The sequence below is a fragment of the Pectobacterium punjabense genome (assembly GCF_012427845.1).
Taxonomy (GTDB): Bacteria; Pseudomonadota; Gammaproteobacteria; order Enterobacterales; family Enterobacteriaceae; genus Pectobacterium; species Pectobacterium punjabense.
In genome coordinates this window covers 3108064-3123474 of sequence record NZ_CP038498.1, presented here as the reverse complement: position 1 = coordinate 3123474, position 15411 = coordinate 3108064, and the positions used below count along the sequence as shown (strand labels likewise).

Annotated in this window: 14 protein-coding genes; 7 read left to right on the top strand and 7 right to left on the bottom strand. The window is 53.7% G+C overall.

Annotated elements, in window-relative coordinates:
* Positions 1–108: 108 nt before the first annotated feature.
* From E2566_RS14225 to fdhE, 3 genes are all read left to right on the top strand, one after another.
* The gene (locus E2566_RS14225) at positions 109–831 is read left to right on the top strand and encodes a glutamine amidotransferase (protein WP_107170521.1); all 723 of its coding nucleotides are present in this window, start codon (positions 109–111) and stop codon (positions 829–831) included.
* 108 nt (positions 832–939) lie between these two features.
* Entirely contained in the window at positions 940–2391 is a 1452-nt protein-coding gene (locus E2566_RS14220; protein WP_107170520.1) for an aminotransferase-like domain-containing protein, read from the top strand.
* 235 nt (positions 2392–2626) lie between these two features.
* Positions 2627–3556 (top strand): formate dehydrogenase accessory protein FdhE, encoded by a 930-nt coding sequence (gene fdhE, locus E2566_RS14215; protein ID WP_107170519.1) that lies wholly within the window; start codon positions 2627–2629, stop codon positions 3554–3556.
* An 89-nt stretch (positions 3557–3645) separates the two neighbouring features.
* Here the strand turns inward: fdhE and E2566_RS14210 are convergent, their stop codons facing one another.
* The 7 genes from E2566_RS14210 to E2566_RS21885 all read right to left on the bottom strand — a co-directional run bounded on the left by E2566_RS14210 (position 3646) and on the right by E2566_RS21885 (position 10157).
* Positions 3646–3966 carry a DUF202 domain-containing protein gene (locus E2566_RS14210; RefSeq protein WP_107170518.1) on the bottom strand — a complete coding sequence of 107 codons (321 nt, stop codon included), beginning with the start codon at positions 3964–3966 and terminating at the stop codon, positions 3646–3648.
* Positions 3967–3969: 3 nt separating this feature from the next.
* Entirely contained in the window at positions 3970–4335 is a 366-nt protein-coding gene (locus E2566_RS14205) for a YidH family protein (protein ID WP_107170517.1), read from the bottom strand.
* A 136-nt stretch (positions 4336–4471) separates the two neighbouring features.
* Complete coding sequence (gene cydX / locus E2566_RS14200) at positions 4472–4579, bottom strand: cytochrome bd-I oxidase subunit CydX (protein ID WP_107170516.1); 108 nt, start codon at positions 4577–4579, stop codon at positions 4472–4474.
* Between the two features lie 19 nt (positions 4580–4598).
* On the bottom strand, positions 4599–5738 hold the full coding sequence (gene cydB, locus E2566_RS14195; protein ID WP_107170515.1) for a cytochrome d ubiquinol oxidase subunit II: 1140 nt from the start codon (positions 5736–5738) through the stop codon (positions 4599–4601).
* 14 nt (positions 5739–5752) lie between these two features.
* Positions 5753–7330: a cytochrome ubiquinol oxidase subunit I gene (gene cydA, locus E2566_RS14190; protein WP_107170514.1), complete on the bottom strand. Its 1578-nt coding sequence runs from the start codon at positions 7328–7330 to the stop codon at positions 5753–5755.
* 662 nt (positions 7331–7992) lie between these two features.
* The gene (locus tag E2566_RS14185) at positions 7993–8610 is read right to left on the bottom strand and encodes a tail fiber assembly protein (RefSeq protein WP_107168448.1); all 618 of its coding nucleotides are present in this window, start codon (positions 8608–8610) and stop codon (positions 7993–7995) included.
* Positions 8610–10157, bottom strand: a complete 1548-nt coding sequence (locus E2566_RS21885; protein ID WP_240618612.1) for a phage tail protein — start codon at positions 10155–10157, stop codon at positions 8610–8612. Before E2566_RS21885 ends, E2566_RS14185 begins: the two co-directional genes overlap by 1 nt.
* Before the next feature lie 299 nt (positions 10158–10456).
* Here E2566_RS21885 and E2566_RS14170 point away from each other — a divergent pair, with 299 nt between their 5' ends.
* From E2566_RS14170 to E2566_RS14155, 4 genes are all read left to right on the top strand, one after another.
* A complete protein-coding gene (locus E2566_RS14170) occupies positions 10457–11746 on the top strand; it encodes a nitrate regulatory protein (RefSeq protein ID WP_107168449.1) in 1290 nt (429 codons plus the stop codon).
* Between the two features lie 659 nt (positions 11747–12405).
* On the top strand, positions 12406–13665 hold the full coding sequence (locus tag E2566_RS14165) for a CmpA/NrtA family ABC transporter substrate-binding protein (RefSeq protein ID WP_107168450.1): 1260 nt from the start codon (positions 12406–12408) through the stop codon (positions 13663–13665).
* Between the two features lie 12 nt (positions 13666–13677).
* Positions 13678–14592, top strand: coding sequence for a nitrate ABC transporter permease (ntrB, locus tag E2566_RS14160; RefSeq protein WP_107168451.1), 915 nt, complete (start codon positions 13678–13680; stop codon positions 14590–14592).
* Between the two features lie 10 nt (positions 14593–14602).
* The gene (locus E2566_RS14155) at positions 14603–15397 is read left to right on the top strand and encodes an ABC transporter ATP-binding protein (RefSeq protein WP_025919247.1); all 795 of its coding nucleotides are present in this window, start codon (positions 14603–14605) and stop codon (positions 15395–15397) included.
* The last annotated feature ends 14 nt before the right edge of the window (positions 15398–15411 follow it).

Sequence of the window (15411 nt, the reverse complement as noted above, 5' to 3'; positions counted from 1 at the left end):
TATTGGGTTAGTGCTACGTTCGTTGAGGTGGATGAAGCCGCATTCTGTGGTTTTTCAGAAGAAAAGTTTATCAAACGGGTGATTTTCAAATACAGGTAGAACAGGACGATGAGCGAAAAGGTATTGCTAGTGATTCAGTTGGGTCAACCGCCGGAAGGCATTGCGTCTCAGGTTGGGCAACAAGGGAAATGGTTTGTCGATGCTGTCGAAGGGAAAACACAGCCGGTGCAGGTGGTTCGTCCCGATCTTGGGGAACCGCTGCCGCCGTTTGATACGCTGGTGGCGGCGATTATCTCCGGTTCGTGGTCGATGGTCACAGATCGGCTGGACTGGAGTGAATACACCGCGGGTTGGCTGCGCGAGGCGTATTACGCGGATGTTCCGCTGCTGGGCGTGTGTTATGGGCACCAGTTGCTGGCCGATGCGCTGGGCGGCAAAGTAGGCGATAACCCGAATGGCAAGGAAGTCGGCGTTCAAGTGGTGACAACCCATGAAGTCGCGGCACAAGACCCATTATTGCGTGATTATCCATCGCAGTTTGGCGCTTACCTGACCCACCAACAATCTGTGCTGGAAGCGCCAGAAGGCGCGCAGGTGTTGGCGAGCTCAGAGATGGATGGTTGCCAGATTATCCGCTACAGCGATAAAGTCTTGACGGTACAATTTCACCCCGAATTCAGTGCGAACATCATGCTGACGTGCCTGCGCCATAATGAAACGGCGCTGCGGCAGGGCGGTTGGGATGTCGATCGGATGATGGATATTCCGCAAGAGCCCGTCTGGGCGCGCAAGATTCTGCTGGATTTTGTCGCGTGCTACGCGGCGAAATAGCCCTCGCTCGAAGCGTGGCTAGCGATAACACATCCTGCTCGATCGTCATCGGTCGATGATGATCGAACCGAAAATAATGACATACTCATCCAGCGAAACCCTAGTGCTATGGCAAAGTTTGAACAGCTCGCTCACCAGATCCGTGAGCAGCTTCAGGAAGGCATTTGGCAGCCGGGAGACAAACTGCCCTCGCTGCGGGAAAAATCACTGCATGCGGGCATGAGCCTGATGACGGTGCTGCACGCGTATCAACTGCTGGAAAGTCAGGGATTAATCGTGTCGCGCCCGCAGTCTGGTTACTACGCGGCTCCGCGGTTATCTCCGGCGTCAATAGACAGCTCACATTCGCCTGTCGGGCGGGATCGCGTCCAGCTTACCGAAGACGTGGACGTTAACGCGTTCATTTTTGACGTGCTTCAGGCCAGCAAAGATCCGACGGTGATGCCGTTTGGATCGGCGTTTCCCGATCCACAGCTCTTTCCGCAGCGCCAGTTAACGCGTTCACTGGCCTCGGTCGCCCGCCATATGCAGCCACAAAGTGCGCTGGATAATTTGCCGCCGGGTAACGAGAATCTGAGGAAGAACATCGCCCAGCGCTACGCGTTGCAGGGGATTGCCGTCTCGCCCGATGAAATTGTCATTACAGCGGGGGCGATGGAGTCCCTCAATCTCAGCCTTCAGGTATTGACGGAACCGGGTGATTACGTGGCGATCGAATCTCCGGCTTTTTACGGTGCGCTACAGGCGATTGAACGTCTTAAGCTCAAGGCCATTGCGATTGCGACCGATCCGCAACAGGGTATCGATCTTGAGGCGTTGCAGCAGGCATTGAATGACTACCCGATCAAAGCCTGCTGGCTGATGACTAATTTCCATAACCCGCTCGGCTACACGTTGTCCTGGGAGAAGAAACAGCGGCTGGTGGCAATGCTGGAGAAACACGGTGTCGGACTGGTCGAGGACGACGTCTATAGCGAGCTATACACTGGCCTGCAACGTCCGCTGCCTGCTAAGGCGTTGGATAAAAAAGGGACAATTTTGCACTGTTCCTCGTTTTCTAAAAATCTGGTGGCGGGATTTCGTATCGGCTGGGTGGCAGCAGGGAGCTATGCGGGCAGCATTCAGCGTTTACAGCTGATGAGTACCTTATCAACCAGTGCGCCGATGCAACTGGCGATTGCTGACTATCTGGCGACCAGCAGCTATGACAGCCATCTGCGCCGCCTGCGGCGGGCGCTGGAGCAGCGTAAGCATGCGGCGTTACAGTCTCTACGTAGGCATTTTCCGGGTGACGTTCGCATTCATCATGCACAAGGCGGCTATTTTCTCTGGTTGGAATTACCTGAAGGCGTCAGCAGCACGGAGCTATACCGCTGTGCGCTGGAGCGGGGCGTCAGCATTGCGCCGGGGAAAATGTTCACGACTGGTGACCAATTCGACGGCTATTTCCGCTTCAACGCCTCCTACGAATGGGACGAACGCTGTGAACAAAGCGTGATCGTGTTAGCCGCGCTGATTCGGGCACAGATAAACGAACGTCTGACACGAGCACCTCTTTAGAGGTGTGGAGCGGCTTGCTGCTTTTCTGCTACTGTCTACGTCATGGCGGGAAGCAACCCTATTGATAGCAAAAAACAGCCATAACCTTGCCGGAAATCAGGAAGTCGATAGGCATGATGGGTATAATCTTGGCTAAAGGTGAGCTATACCCGCTATCTTTCGGACCGCGCTGGCGGCCTTCCCGCATCCCGAAATCTATCGGATAGACAACGTAAATAACAGGAAAATCCCCCTGATGAGTATTCGTATTGTTCCTCAGGAACAGTTAGAACAGAATGAAAAATCGATGTCGGAAGGAAATATCCCTCCGCTGCTTTTCGCCAATCTGAAAAGCCTGTACAGCAGCCGTGCGGAACGTCTGCGTCAGCTAGCTGAAGATCACCCGCTGGGGGATTATCTCACCTTCGCCGCAGGCGTGGTGGAAGCCCAACAGAAGGTGTTGCACGATCATCCGTTGCAGATTGACCTGAGTGACGTGCTGAAGCAGTCCGGCGAACGCCCGCCGCTTGATATCGCCGTGTTCCCGCGCGATGCGCACTGGCATACGCTACTGCGTGCGTTGATTGAAGAATTGAAACCGGATGCCAGCGGACAGGTGTTAGCCACGCTGGAGAATCTGGAAAAGGCTTCTGAGCAGGAGTTGGAAGAACAGGCAACGGCGCTGCTGCAACACGAATTTCGTGCCGAAAGCAACGATAAAGCCCCGTTTATCTGGGCTGCGCTGTCGCTTTTCTGGGCACAGATGGCAGGTCTGCTGCCCGGTAAAGCTCGTGCTGTACCCGGTGAACATCGCCAGTTCTGCCCGGTGTGCGGCAGTATTCCGGTCTCTGGCGTGGTGCAGTTAGGTACATCCAGCGGGCTGCGTTATCTGCACTGTAATCTGTGCGAAAGCGAATGGCACATGGTGCGGGTGAAATGCAGCAACTGTGAAGAATCGAGCGAGCTGAATTACTGGTCACTGGATAGCGAAAACTCCGCCATCAAAGCGGAAAGCTGTGGTCACTGTGGCACGTATCTGAAGCTGCTATACCAGGAAAAAGATCACCGTGTAGAAGCCGTCGCTGACGATCTGGCGTCGCTGGTGCTGGATGTGAAAATGGAGGAAGAGGGCTTTTCTCGCAGTAGCATCAACCCTTTCTTGTTCCCGGAAAGTTCGATCGAATAGCCCGTCTCATCGGTGAAGCACGTTTGGGCTTCACCGCCTTTCTTTTCCAAAAACCTTTCTTTTCAGAAAAAAGTACAGAAAATGGGGGCTTACCCCACGCCGCTGAAATGGAGTAGCAAGACCAGCGCGGTGATAACAATTGATGATGACGTGAACACGATCAGCCCGTGACTAATGCGCGATAGCACCAACTGGCAACGGGCATTAAAACGATAACGCGCAATCGCTAGCACCGACATCAGCGCGGAAATGCATAACAACAGCATGGCGCAGGCAAACACTACTCGGCTGTCATCCACCATGCTCAGACGAAAACACAGCAGGCTGTTGATCAGCATCACAAACAGCGTACGTGACCAGGCCATGCCGGTTCGCTGTGGCTGTAATCCCGGATCGCGTGTCGTGTCCATGCACTACCCGAACAGAATCATCGCCGCAAGCGCGATGGCAATGAGGGTGATAAACAGCGTCACGATCAGCAGCATTGGCGTATACGGCATATTGCTTTCCTGACGCATCGCTTTCTCATTACTGACCCACCGACGATAGGCCAAGCCTCCCAGTAGCGCCGCACTGATGACGAGCAACAGCGACAGCCCCTGACGCAACAGCGGATCGATATGCACGGTAAATTGATCGATACCCACCGCGCCGGCAAGAAACGCCAGCGCGGTGCGAATCCACGCCAGAAAGGTGCGCTCATTCGCTAATGAAAAACGGTAGTCCGGGGTTTTCCCCTGGCTCCACCACGGTGTTTTGTCCTGTCTGGGCGTTGTCATGTTGTCGTCTGATTTCAGGTTGAAAAGGGCATCCGCTTGGGGCGCTGTGTTTGCATTTTAGCGCCCTTGGCGGATTTCGTCTGCCCTGATTGTCATCAGCACGGCATGATGAAACCCGTGATGGCAGAGCGTCTTTTTATCTGGAAGCGTCTTTGCCCGCTTCATGATTCTCTACTGCCAGTGCGGTGACCAGCGCGAACGCGCAGGCCAGCAGCGTGCCGAGTATCCAGGCGAAATACCACATGCTCTTTCTCCTCAAGTCGTTAGTAAACGGAATGCTTATTGGCTTCGATGTAGCGGGCATCGATCCGGCCAAACATTTTGTAATAACACCAACTGGTATAAAGCAGGATGGTGGGAACAAAAATACAGGCCAGAATGGTCATCACCTGAAGCGTAAGCTGGCTGGATGTGGCATCCCAGATGGTTAGGCTGACGTTGGGATCGACACTGGAAGGCATCACGAACGGGAATAGCGTAACCCCTGCCGTCAGAATCACGCAGACAATCGTCAATGACGAGGTCAGAAACCCCCAGCCGCAGCGGTCTACGCGAGAGAAGAGACAGGTGAACCACGGCAGAACCACACCCAGTGCAGGAATTGCCCACAGCGCAGGGTGGGCCGTAAAGTTGGTTAACCACGCCCCAGCCTGCTGGACAACTTCTTTATTCAGCGGGTTAGACGGGGCTGCTTTATCCAGCGTGGAGGTAATCACGTAGCCGTCGATGCCGAACAGCACCCAGAGGCCAGCCAGTAAGAAGGTGATGCTCATCAGCGTGCTGGCGATCAGAACGGTTTTTTGCGCACGACGCTGAAGTGCATCGGTGGTGCGCATTTGCAGGTAAATCGCGCCGTGGGTGACGATCATGGCGACACTCACTAACCCCGCTAGCAGCCCGAACGGATTCAACAGGCCAAAGAACCCGCCGTGGTAGGTGAGGCGCAAATACATATCGACGCTCAGCGGCACGCCCTGCAATAGGTTGCCTAATGCGATGCCGAACACCAGCGTGGGGACGAAACTGCCGATGAAAATGCCCCAGTCCCACATATTGCGCCAGCGCTGGTTTTCCAACTTGGATCGATAATCAAAGCCAACCGGGCGGAAAAACAGAGCGGCGAGCACCAGAATCATAGCGAAGTAGAAACCGGAAAACGCGGCGGCATAAACCATCGGCCAGGCGGCGAACAACGCGCCTGCCGCGGTGATCAGCCAGACCTGATTGCCGTCCCAATGTGGGGCGATCACATTAATCATCACCCGCCGTTCGGTATCGTTCTTGCCCAGCAGGCGCAGCAGAATGCCCACGCCCATGTCAAAGCCGTCGGTGATGGCGAAGCCGATAAACAACAGGCCAATCAATCCCCACCAAATCAGGCGTAATGTTTCATAATCCAGCATTATTATGGCTCCCGTTACGGTTTTGCAGGTGTCGCGAGTGGCGGTGTTGTCAGTTGTTCAAAGTGGTAGCGGCCGGTTTTCAGGCTGCTTGGCCCCAGTCGGGAAAACTTGAACATCAGATACAGTTCCGCAACCAGAAACAGCGTATACAGTCCGCAAATCAGCCCCATCGACAGCAGAATATCGTGTGCTTCCAGAGACGAATTGGCGATAGCGGTAGGCAGAACTTCGGCGACTGCCCAAGGTTGACGACCGTATTCAGCGATAAACCAGCCGGATTCAATGGCGATCCAGGGCAAGGGAATGCCGTACAGCGCCGCGCGATGCAGCCATTTACGTTGTCCCATGCGGCCACGTATCACGCTCCAGAACGACAGGGCAAAAATAGCGAGCATCAGCACGCCGCAACCCACCATCAGCCGAAACGCGATATACAGCGGGGCGACGCGAGGAATTGAATCCTTCGTGGCCTGTTGAATCTGATTTTCACTGGCGTTGGCGACGTCATCGGTATAGCGCTTAAGCAATAAGCCATAGCCGAGATCGTGCTTGGCAGCCTCAAATTGTGCGCGAACGGTGAGGTCGGTGTTGCCTGAGCGTAGTTCTTCCAACAGACCATAGGCCGTCATACCGTTGCGAATGCGTATCTCATGTTGTGCCATTAGGTCTTTAATGCCGACTACGGGTTTGTCGAGTGAACGGGTGGCAATCAACCCCAGCAGGTAAGGAACGTGGATAGCGTAATCGTTCTGCATCGTCTCCTGATTAGGAATAGAGAACAGCGTGAAAGAGGCTGGTGCGGGCTGCGTTTCCCACTCGGCTTCGATCGCTGCCAGCTTGGTTTTTTGCACATCGCCCATCACATAGCCGGATTCATCGCCCAGTACGATGACGGACAGCACCGAGGCCAAACCGAAACTGGCGGCAATGGCGAACGAACGCTTGGCAAATGCGATATCGCGGCCTTTCAGCAGATAGTAAGAACTGATGCCCAGCACGAACATCGCACCGGCGGTGTAGCCTGCCGCTACGGTATGTACGAATTTCACCTGTGCGACGGGGTTCAACACCAGTTCAGCGAAGCTCAGCATTTCCATACGCATGGTTTCGTAATTGAATTCGGCGGCAATCGGGTTTTGCATCCAGCCGTTGGCGACCAAAATCCACAGGGCGGAGAAGTTGGAGCCCAGCGCAACGAACCAGGTCACCAACATATGCTGGACTTTGGTCAGGCGATCCCAGCCGAAAAAGAACAGACCAACCAGCGTGGATTCCAGGAAGAACGCCATCAGCCCTTCCATCGCCAGCGGCGCGCCAAAAATATCGCCCACATAGTGAGAATAGTAAGACCAGTTAGTACCGAACTGGAATTCCAGCGTCAGACCGGTTGCTACGCCCAGTGCGAAGTTGATGGCGAACAGCTTGCCCCAGAATTTCGTCATATCCTTGTAGATCTGCTTGCCAGTTAACACGTAAGTCGTGTTCATAATGGCCAGCAGGAAAGACAACCCCAGCGTCAGTGGGACGAAAAGAAAGTGATACATGGCAGTCAGGGCAAATTGCAGCCGCGACAGCTCGACGACATCAAACATGTTACGCTCCTAGCTTAAGGCAGGAAAATGCAGCTATTCCGATGCTTGCCGGAATAAATAGTGATGAATAAAATGCGAATAAATTACCGCCGACGGCATTTGCATCCGCCAGAAATTAACTTCACTGATTGAATTGAGATAAGAATAAATAGTGAGTGAAACGTGCGGGGATTATAGCGTGCAAAAAATAACGAATAAATAGTACAGTTTGTCGATTCGGGTTTTTTATCTTTAATTTTGCTATTTTGGTTTTATATTCTTATTTTAAGATATATTTGGTTTTTGATGTTGCTTGTGTTAATTTTTTGGTTTTTTATTTCGCTATATATTCAGTATTAAAGTTGATTGTGAGTTTAATTAGTACAGATGTGAAATTGATAAATATAACAGTTTCATTTTTTATTAAATTTTACATTTCATGATGAATAATAATGGGGAATTATCAGAATACTCCGCCTAAAGGAACTGAAATTATGGGTGTGCCGAACGCTAAATATGGCACACCATGATTATGCCCGTCATACTTCAAGTTGCATGTGCGTTGGCTGCGTTCAGTCACCCGAATCACTTACCTGAGTAAGCTCATCGGGATTCCTTCTCTTGCCGCCTTCCTGAAACTCGAATTATTTAGGGTATATATAATGAATTGCTGGTGTTACCGATTAGACGGAAGGCGCTTCTGGCCACACAACGGGTGCGGTGGTGAGGTCAATGCGGCTCAACGTGACCAGATAAATTTTCCATTGGGTTAGCCGTTCTTGCTCCTCATCCGTGGCGATAGCTAAGTCCACTGCGTAGCCCAGCTCGGTAATCCGGGTATTTGCTGTCGCGCGCCGTGCCGCCAGTTCCTGCTGAAGGCTTTTGGTCGCAGCAAGCTGTCGTGCTTCGAGGTTTGTCACCCAGGTCGTCCCATCCCACCGATCAAATTCGGTTGCAGGAGCCAGAAATGTCATATTTTCAGGCAATTCACCGAATTGCATCACCGTCTGCGGCTGGCGGGTTTCTGTGCTGTAAACCGTCTGACCGCGATAGTCCGGCACCGGCTCCCACGATGTGCCATCAGCGGAACGGCGCAGGGCTTGGCCAACAGGCGGCAATTGCGGTTCGTCGGCGTAGCTGTCGGCAGGAAGACCAACACCTTGCATTACATATTCATAGCTGGCGCTCTGGTATTCCCGCGTCGTCGGGTTCACGTGATAAACGGTAATCCATCCCGTATTGATGGCTAAGCCGTGTTCGTTCAGTTCTGCGTTTTTAATTTGTGTTGAATAGTTGCTCATTATGCTGCTCTCACGATGTAGTTAAAGGCGATATTGCGTGGACGAGTTTCATTTCCACCAACTGATCCTGTATCCGATGGGTCGTAGTTATCGACGCCTCCTGCTCCTTGATCGCCCCATCCGTCGATATACCCCCCCCATTCATATCGACGCGATATACCGCCTGAATGCTTGTGAGATTGAATATCAAAATTTTGCCAGCTCAGCAGTGCGCGCCCTGTATCAGCGCCGCGCCCGTCATCCCAACCACGCACGAACTCGCCGCGTAGGTCTGGTAATACACCGGATGGGTAGAGAGACGCCAAAATCGGATACAGTGATTTATTAAATGACTGCCCGTTGCACTTTATCCAGCCCGTAGGCGGGGTTGCTGATGGGTATGGAATAGGGACACCGACTGGAAACTCACTGGATAGATTAATATCCGCCGTACCATCAAACGAAACGCCATTAATCTTTCGGGCTGTCGCTAATCTGGTGGCAGCCACCGCTGTACCTGCGGCGGGCAATGCCCCAACATTTGCTGGGGTAAGTGAGATATTCGCTGTGCCATCAAACGTGATGCCGTTAATCGTCCGTGCCACTGCTAACTTAGTCGCCGCCGCTGCTGTTCCTGCCGTTGGCAATGCTCCCACACTCGCCGGAGTCAGTGAAATATTCGCTGTGCCATCAAACGCCACGCCGTTGATCGTTCGTGCCACTGCTAGCTTAGTCGCCGCCGCTGCTGTTCCTGCCGTTGGCAATGCTCCCACACTCGCCGGAGTCAGTGAAATATTCGCTGTGCCATCAAACGCCATACCGTTGATCGTTCTTGCCACAGCTAATTTTGTGGCTGCTATCGCTGTCCCTGTCGCCGGTAAGGCCCCGATATTTTCAGGCATCAGGGCAATATCCGCAGTACCATCAAACAATACGCCTGCAATCTTTCTCGCTGCGGCCAGTTTCGTTGCTGCTACCGCCGTGGTCGTTTTTTCTAAATAGCGGCCATCTCCAATAGCAATATCGGGAATATCGCTGGCACCTGTACCTACAGTACGTGTGGCAGCAGATTTTAACCCGATGTTAGCCAGAAATTTGGCCTTGTCGGGGATGTCTGCACCGTTTTGTTCTTTCTCCAGCTTTTGTGCCAGCTTATTCAAGATGGTGGTTGAAAAATTTGGATCATTGCCTAACGCATTCGCTAACTCTTGCAGCGTATCCAGTGCTGCTGGCGAACCATTGATCAGTGCGGCAATGGCCGATTTCACAAATGCCGTGGTAGCAATCTGTGTGTTATTTGCTGTTTGCGCTGTCGTTGGCGCGGTGGGCGTTCCCGTTAGTACCGGGCTATTTTTGGGCGCATATTGCGAATGCGGATCGCTGGCTGCGAGATGCTTTTGCAAATTCTCGCCAGTGGTTTCCTGCATTTTTTTCAGGTAAGCCGTGCGGTTGGCTAATTGCTCAGCCTGACGATTGGAAATTCCCCCTGGACCCGCGACAACCGGGTCTGATGTTTCAAGCTGGTAAATCCCATCAATCCAACTTTCTTGTTCAGATAAACTCGCCATGTTCATGCGCTCCTATGGGCTGTGGCATAGCTACGATGCGATTTTTACCGCGGTTCTTTCTGCTTCCGTGCAAGTGTCAGTATCGTGCTATGGCTATAAAACTGTTTTAGTAACGATGAAGAGCGTAACTGTTGAGATGGGGAAGGTTTAGCAACGGAGTTTAAAAATTAAGGTGAAAAGTGTACGAGAGCGGCTGTCACCGTGCGGGCAACATGCCCTTGCCGCTTGCCCGCTGTAGGCTGATGTAACTGGCGTACTAATTGCATATTCCTAAAGATGGTTTTTTAGGAGAGACAGCAATGGTAGCGGAGCCTTCAACAACAATTCGATTTTTACTCGCCTCGCGCCAGTGTGAGCTGAACAGCCTGCGTTACCTGCTGCAAAGCGGTGAGCTGGTGGGAAAAATCAGCCAGCTTGTGCATCTATTGCAGCGTGAACGAGGAACGACCAACCTGTTTCTTTGCTCCGATGGCCGATTGTTCGCCGACGAACTGGTATTACGTGAAAGAGATGTACAGGTGGCGCAGACGAATCTGATGACGCATCTGGCCGGGTTGGAGAAAATGACGGCGGAATTGCCGCAGGCGAGTCGCCTATTCAGCCGTGTTGCCAGCGTGGTCTATGCGTTGAGTCTGCTGCCCGCGCTGCGTCAGCAGACTCGCCAGCGTTTGCTGCCCCAGCCGCAGGCGATGACATTCTTCAACGACATTATTCGTAACCTATTGGCGCTGGTTTTTGAGGTGTCGGACACGGCAGCCGATCCGGGGATTTCCCGTGCGCTGATTGCCATGTTCAGTTTTATGCAAGGGAAAGAGCTGGCGGGGCAGGAGCGTGCTGTCGGTGCGGCGGCTTATGCTGTGGGGAGTGTCGATGAGGACACCCGGCAAAAGCTGCTGGATTTAATTGAACGGCAGGAACGCTGTTTCGATACCTTCCTGAATTTTAGCGACGAAGAAAGCCAGCAGCGTTGGTGCACTATCGCGGTGGACAGCGAGTTTGAACGTCTGCGTCGCATCGTGTGCACTCGCAGCCCGGTAGAAAAACTGTCGGAAGCCGATAGCCTGCACTGGTTTTCGATTGCCACGCGGCGCATTGATGAAATGAAAAAAATGGAAGATGAACTGGAGCTGACGCTGATGCAGCGCTGTCGAACGCGTATTGCGGCAGCGGAGAAGGCGTGCAGCGATCAACGGGCAGATTTTGAAGAGCTAATGGTGCAGCAGGAAAGTGACGATCCCGGTTATTCGATATTTATCGCCGGTCACGACGTGGAAGGACAAAACGCGCAACCCGGTTGGTTACATAGCGACGGCGTCAGCCCACAGCTGGGGCGATCGCTGCTGTCGCTGGTGCAGCAACAGTCGCGGCGCTTGCAGGCGCAGGATCATGAATTGGCTGCGCTGCGAGCCACGTTGAATGAAAGAAAACAGATCGATCGTGCGAAGGGGTTGCTGATGCAGCACCGTGGGTTAAGTGAAGAAGAGGCCTACAAAACTCTGCGCCGCATGGCGATGAGCCAGAATAAAAAGCTGATCGATATTGCAACGGCGATGCTCGCGGTGGCCGATGTATTCAATGATACCCCTTAAGAGGTATATGCACATGAACTGTGCGTGTTCTGCTTGCTCGCGGTGCAAGACGCCGTCTTGTGAGTGGGAAAATAGCTGAGTAACTGACGGTGTGAAGTGGTTTCGTGCGTAGCGGGTTCTCGCTGTCGTTGTGTTGTGATGAGCGTAAATAACGCTGAAGGAAAAACAGTCTTAGGATGAGCGGCAGGGAAGCCGCGAAAGCCGTTGCCGCGTCGGGAACGCGTCAACGGCGGTCCGTTAAGAGGCTGTTTTTTCTGAAGGTATCGCGTAGCGACGTTATTTCTCGCGGAAAGCCGCGGGTCACGGGGCGTCGGCGACTGAGCGCCCCGTGTCGGGCGCGTGCTACGGCGTAGCATAGAAATGGCAATATTCTGGCGCACGAAATAATAACCTTAAATTACATATTGTTATCGAAATTTCAATTCACCTCTCGATTAAATAATCCCTCACGTGAATACGCAAAACTGTGATAGCTGGCACAAACCTTGCTCTAACTCATTAGCAATAACCAAACATTCATAATGCGTTTCGGGCCAACGGCGGTGCGGAAGGTGTTAATCGGACAACGGCGTCCATAAGCGTGCAGATTCTGCATGGGCTTGTGGACGCCGTTTTTGTTTTTACCACCTGAAAGGGTGTTTTGCGTAAGGGTGTCGTTGATGAGTGATTCCAAAACCAAAAGCATGACCGTCTCTCGCCGCCAATTTCTGTTGGGGAGCGCCGCACTGGGAGGCAGCCTGATGTTGCCGGGGTTGATGAATAGCGCCTGGGCTGCGGGTTCCGATGCGCCAGAAAAAAAGGAAATTCGGGTTGGGTTCATCCCGTTAACGGACTGTGCCTCGGTTGTGATGGCAGCAGTGAAAGGCTTTGATAAGAAGTACGGCATCACCATCGTTCCCAGCAAAGAAGCCAGTTGGGCGGCGGTGCGCGACAAGCTGGTATCGGGCGAGCTGGATGCCGCGCACATTTTGTATGGGCAACTGTACGGCCTGCAAATGGGGTTGTCTGGGTCGCAGAGCAACATGGCGGCACTGATGACGCTCAACCAGAACGGACAAGGGATCACGCTGGCGAACCAACTGCGTGAAGCCAACGTTACCGATCTCGCCGCCCTGCAAAAATATGTTGCTGCCAGCCCGGCGGGTACCTACACCTTCGCGCAAACTTTCCCGACCGGCACCCACGCCATGTGGCTCTATTACTGGCTGGCTTCTGCTGGAATTCATCCACTGAACGATGTGCGCACCGTCGTGGTGCCGCCGCCGCAGATGGTGATGAACATGAAGATTGGCAACATGGTTGGCTATTGCGTCGGTGAGCCGTGGAACCAGCGCGCCATCAGCGAAAAAATCGGCTTTACCGCTGCCACCTCACAAGACATTTGGCCGGATCACCCGGAAAAAGTGCTGGGTACTCGCGCCGACTGGGTGAACGGCAACCCGAATAGCGCCCGCGCATTGACTGCTGCGATCCTCGATGCCTCGCGCTGGATTGATGCTTCAGACGACAACCGCCGTGAGACGGCAGGTGTGATCGCCGGACGCGCCTACATCAATGCCAAAGAAGAAACCATCGTTGGACGCATGCTGGGCCAGTACGAAAACGGATTAGGGAAAAGCTGGAAGGACGAACACGCGATGCGTTTCTACCACGACGGTTCGGTGAACTATCCGTATCTGTCCGATGGGATGTGGTTCCTCACCCAGCATAAACGCTGGGGCTTGCTCACCGAAGAGCCGGACTATTTGGCCGTCGCGAAGCAGGTTAACCGCATTGATATCTACAAACAGGCGGCTGACGCCGTAGGGAATGTGTCGTTGCCCGGTAGCGATATGCGCAGCAGCGTGCTTATCGACGGTCGCCGCTGGGACGGTAGCGATCCGGCAGGCTATGCCAACAGTTTTAGCGTGAAGAAATAAGTGAGGTTAATGATGAAAAACCAGGCCCAGGTCATTCCAATTACCGCGGATAACGCCCCCGAAACCGTACACAGCGCCGAGGTTACGCCTCTGCCAACCAAACCGGCGACGCCTGAGAAATCGCCGACGGTTCCCGCTTTTGCCTACCGACCGCTGCTGCGTAAGCTGTTTCAGCAGCTTTTCCCTGCCGTATTGGGGCTAGGGCTGCTGGTTGCCGTCTGGCAGATTGCCGCGCTCAACAGCGAAAACTTTCCAACACCGTGGACGACCTGGCTTGCGGCGCTCAGCCTCTTTGCCGATCCGTTTTATATCGCAGGGCCGAACGATCAAGGCATTGGCTGGAACGTATTGGCCTCGCTGCAACGTGTGGGTATCGGCTTCGGGCTGGCGGCGCTGGTGGGTATTCCCGCGGGCTTCCTGATTGGCCGTTTTACCTTTCTGGCTAACATGCTCAACCCGATCATTTCGCTGCTGCGCCCAGTCAGTCCGCTAGCGTGGCTGCCGATTGGCCTGCTGCTGTTCCAGCGTGCTGAACCGGCATCCAGTTGGACCATTTTTATCTGCTCCATTTGGCCGATGATCCTCAATACCGCCGAAGGCGTGCGCCGTATCCCGCAGGACTACCTGAACGTAGCACGCGTCCTGAAGCTCTCCGAATTCACCATCATGCGCAAAATTCTGCTGCCGGCGGTGCTGCCTAACGTATTGACCGGCGTGCGCCTGTCGATTGGCGTCGCCTGGCTGGTGATTGTGGCGGCAGAAATGCTGACCGGCGGCGTGGGTATCGGCTTCTGGATTTGGAACGAATGGAACAACCTGAATGTAGAAAACATCATCATCGCCATCGTGGTGATTGGCGTTATCGGTCTGCTGCTTGAGCAGGGGCTGGTGTGGATTGCTAACCGTTTCAGCTATGACAACCGCTAAGGAGCAGACGATGCGTACAACACCGATTATTCAAGTGCAAAAGGTGAGCCAGCGTTTCAATACCGCCAGCGGTGAATTTCTGGCGCTGGATCAAGTGAGTTTTGATATTCACACCGGAGAAACGATCAGCCTGATCGGCCACTCCGGCTGCGGAAAATCCACGCTATTGAACCTGATCGCCGGTCTGACGCTGCCGAGCAGCGGCGGCCTGTTGTGTGACAACCGTGAAATTGACGGACCGGGGCCAGAGCGTGGTGTGGTTTTTCAGAACCACTCACTGCTGCCGTGGCTGACTACCTACGAAAACGTCGCGCTGGCGGTACGGCAGGTGTTTCGTGGGCAGATGAACAAGCACGAGATGCACGAATGGATTACCCACAATCTGGAACTGGTACACATGGGGCATGCGCTGAACAAACGGCCTAATGAGATTTCCGGCGGGATGAAACAGCGTGTCGGCATCGCCCGTGCATTGGCAATGAAGCCGAAAGTGTTGCTGATGGATGAACCGTTCGGTGCACTGGATGCGCTGACCCGTGCGCATCTTCAGGACGCGGTGATGGAGATTCAGCAACGCTTGCAGACCACGATTGTGCTGATTACGCACGATGTAGATGAAGCGGTGCTGCTGTCGGATCGTGTGCTAATGATGACCAACGGTCCGGCGGCGACGGTGGGTGAGATCATGACGGTTGAGCTGGAGCGTCCGCGTTCACGCGTCGCGCTGGCTGACGATCCGCGCTATCACCATTACCGTCAGCAGGTGCTGCATTTCTTATATGAAAAACAGCCTAAAGCAGCCTGAGAGCGAGGCCAGAA

What these genes read in the sequence shown, in the direction of transcription:
- E2566_RS14170 (WP_107168449.1), top strand. Translation starts at nt 10,457, where the DNA reads ATGGTAGCGGAGCCTTCAACAACAATTCGATTTTTACTCGCCTCGCGC.
- E2566_RS14155 (WP_025919247.1), top strand. Translation starts at nt 14,603, where the DNA reads ATGCGTACAACACCGATTATTCAAGTGCAAAAGGTGAGCCAGCGTTTC.
- cydA (WP_107170514.1), bottom strand. Translation starts at nt 7,330, where the DNA reads ATGTTTGATGTCGTCGAGCTGTCGCGGCTGCAATTTGCCCTGACTGCC.
- cydB (WP_107170515.1), bottom strand. Translation starts at nt 5,738, where the DNA reads ATGCTGGATTATGAAACATTACGCCTGATTTGGTGGGGATTGATTGGC.
- E2566_RS14205 (WP_107170517.1), bottom strand. Translation starts at nt 4,335, where the DNA reads ATGACAACGCCCAGACAGGACAAAACACCGTGGTGGAGCCAGGGGAAA.
- fdhE (WP_107170519.1), top strand. Translation starts at nt 2,627, where the DNA reads ATGAGTATTCGTATTGTTCCTCAGGAACAGTTAGAACAGAATGAAAAA.
- E2566_RS14165 (WP_107168450.1), top strand. Translation starts at nt 12,406, where the DNA reads ATGAGTGATTCCAAAACCAAAAGCATGACCGTCTCTCGCCGCCAATTT.
- E2566_RS14185 (WP_107168448.1), bottom strand. Translation starts at nt 8,610, where the DNA reads ATGAGCAACTATTCAACACAAATTAAAAACGCAGAACTGAACGAACAC.
- ntrB (WP_107168451.1), top strand. Translation starts at nt 13,678, where the DNA reads ATGAAAAACCAGGCCCAGGTCATTCCAATTACCGCGGATAACGCCCCC.
- E2566_RS14220 (WP_107170520.1), top strand. Translation starts at nt 940, where the DNA reads ATGGCAAAGTTTGAACAGCTCGCTCACCAGATCCGTGAGCAGCTTCAG.
- E2566_RS21885 (WP_240618612.1), bottom strand. Translation starts at nt 10,157, where the DNA reads ATGGCGAGTTTATCTGAACAAGAAAGTTGGATTGATGGGATTTACCAG.
- E2566_RS14225 (WP_107170521.1), top strand. Translation starts at nt 109, where the DNA reads ATGAGCGAAAAGGTATTGCTAGTGATTCAGTTGGGTCAACCGCCGGAA.
- E2566_RS14210 (WP_107170518.1), bottom strand. Translation starts at nt 3,966, where the DNA reads ATGGACACGACACGCGATCCGGGATTACAGCCACAGCGAACCGGCATG.
- cydX (WP_107170516.1), bottom strand. Translation starts at nt 4,579, where the DNA reads ATGTGGTATTTCGCCTGGATACTCGGCACGCTGCTGGCCTGCGCGTTC.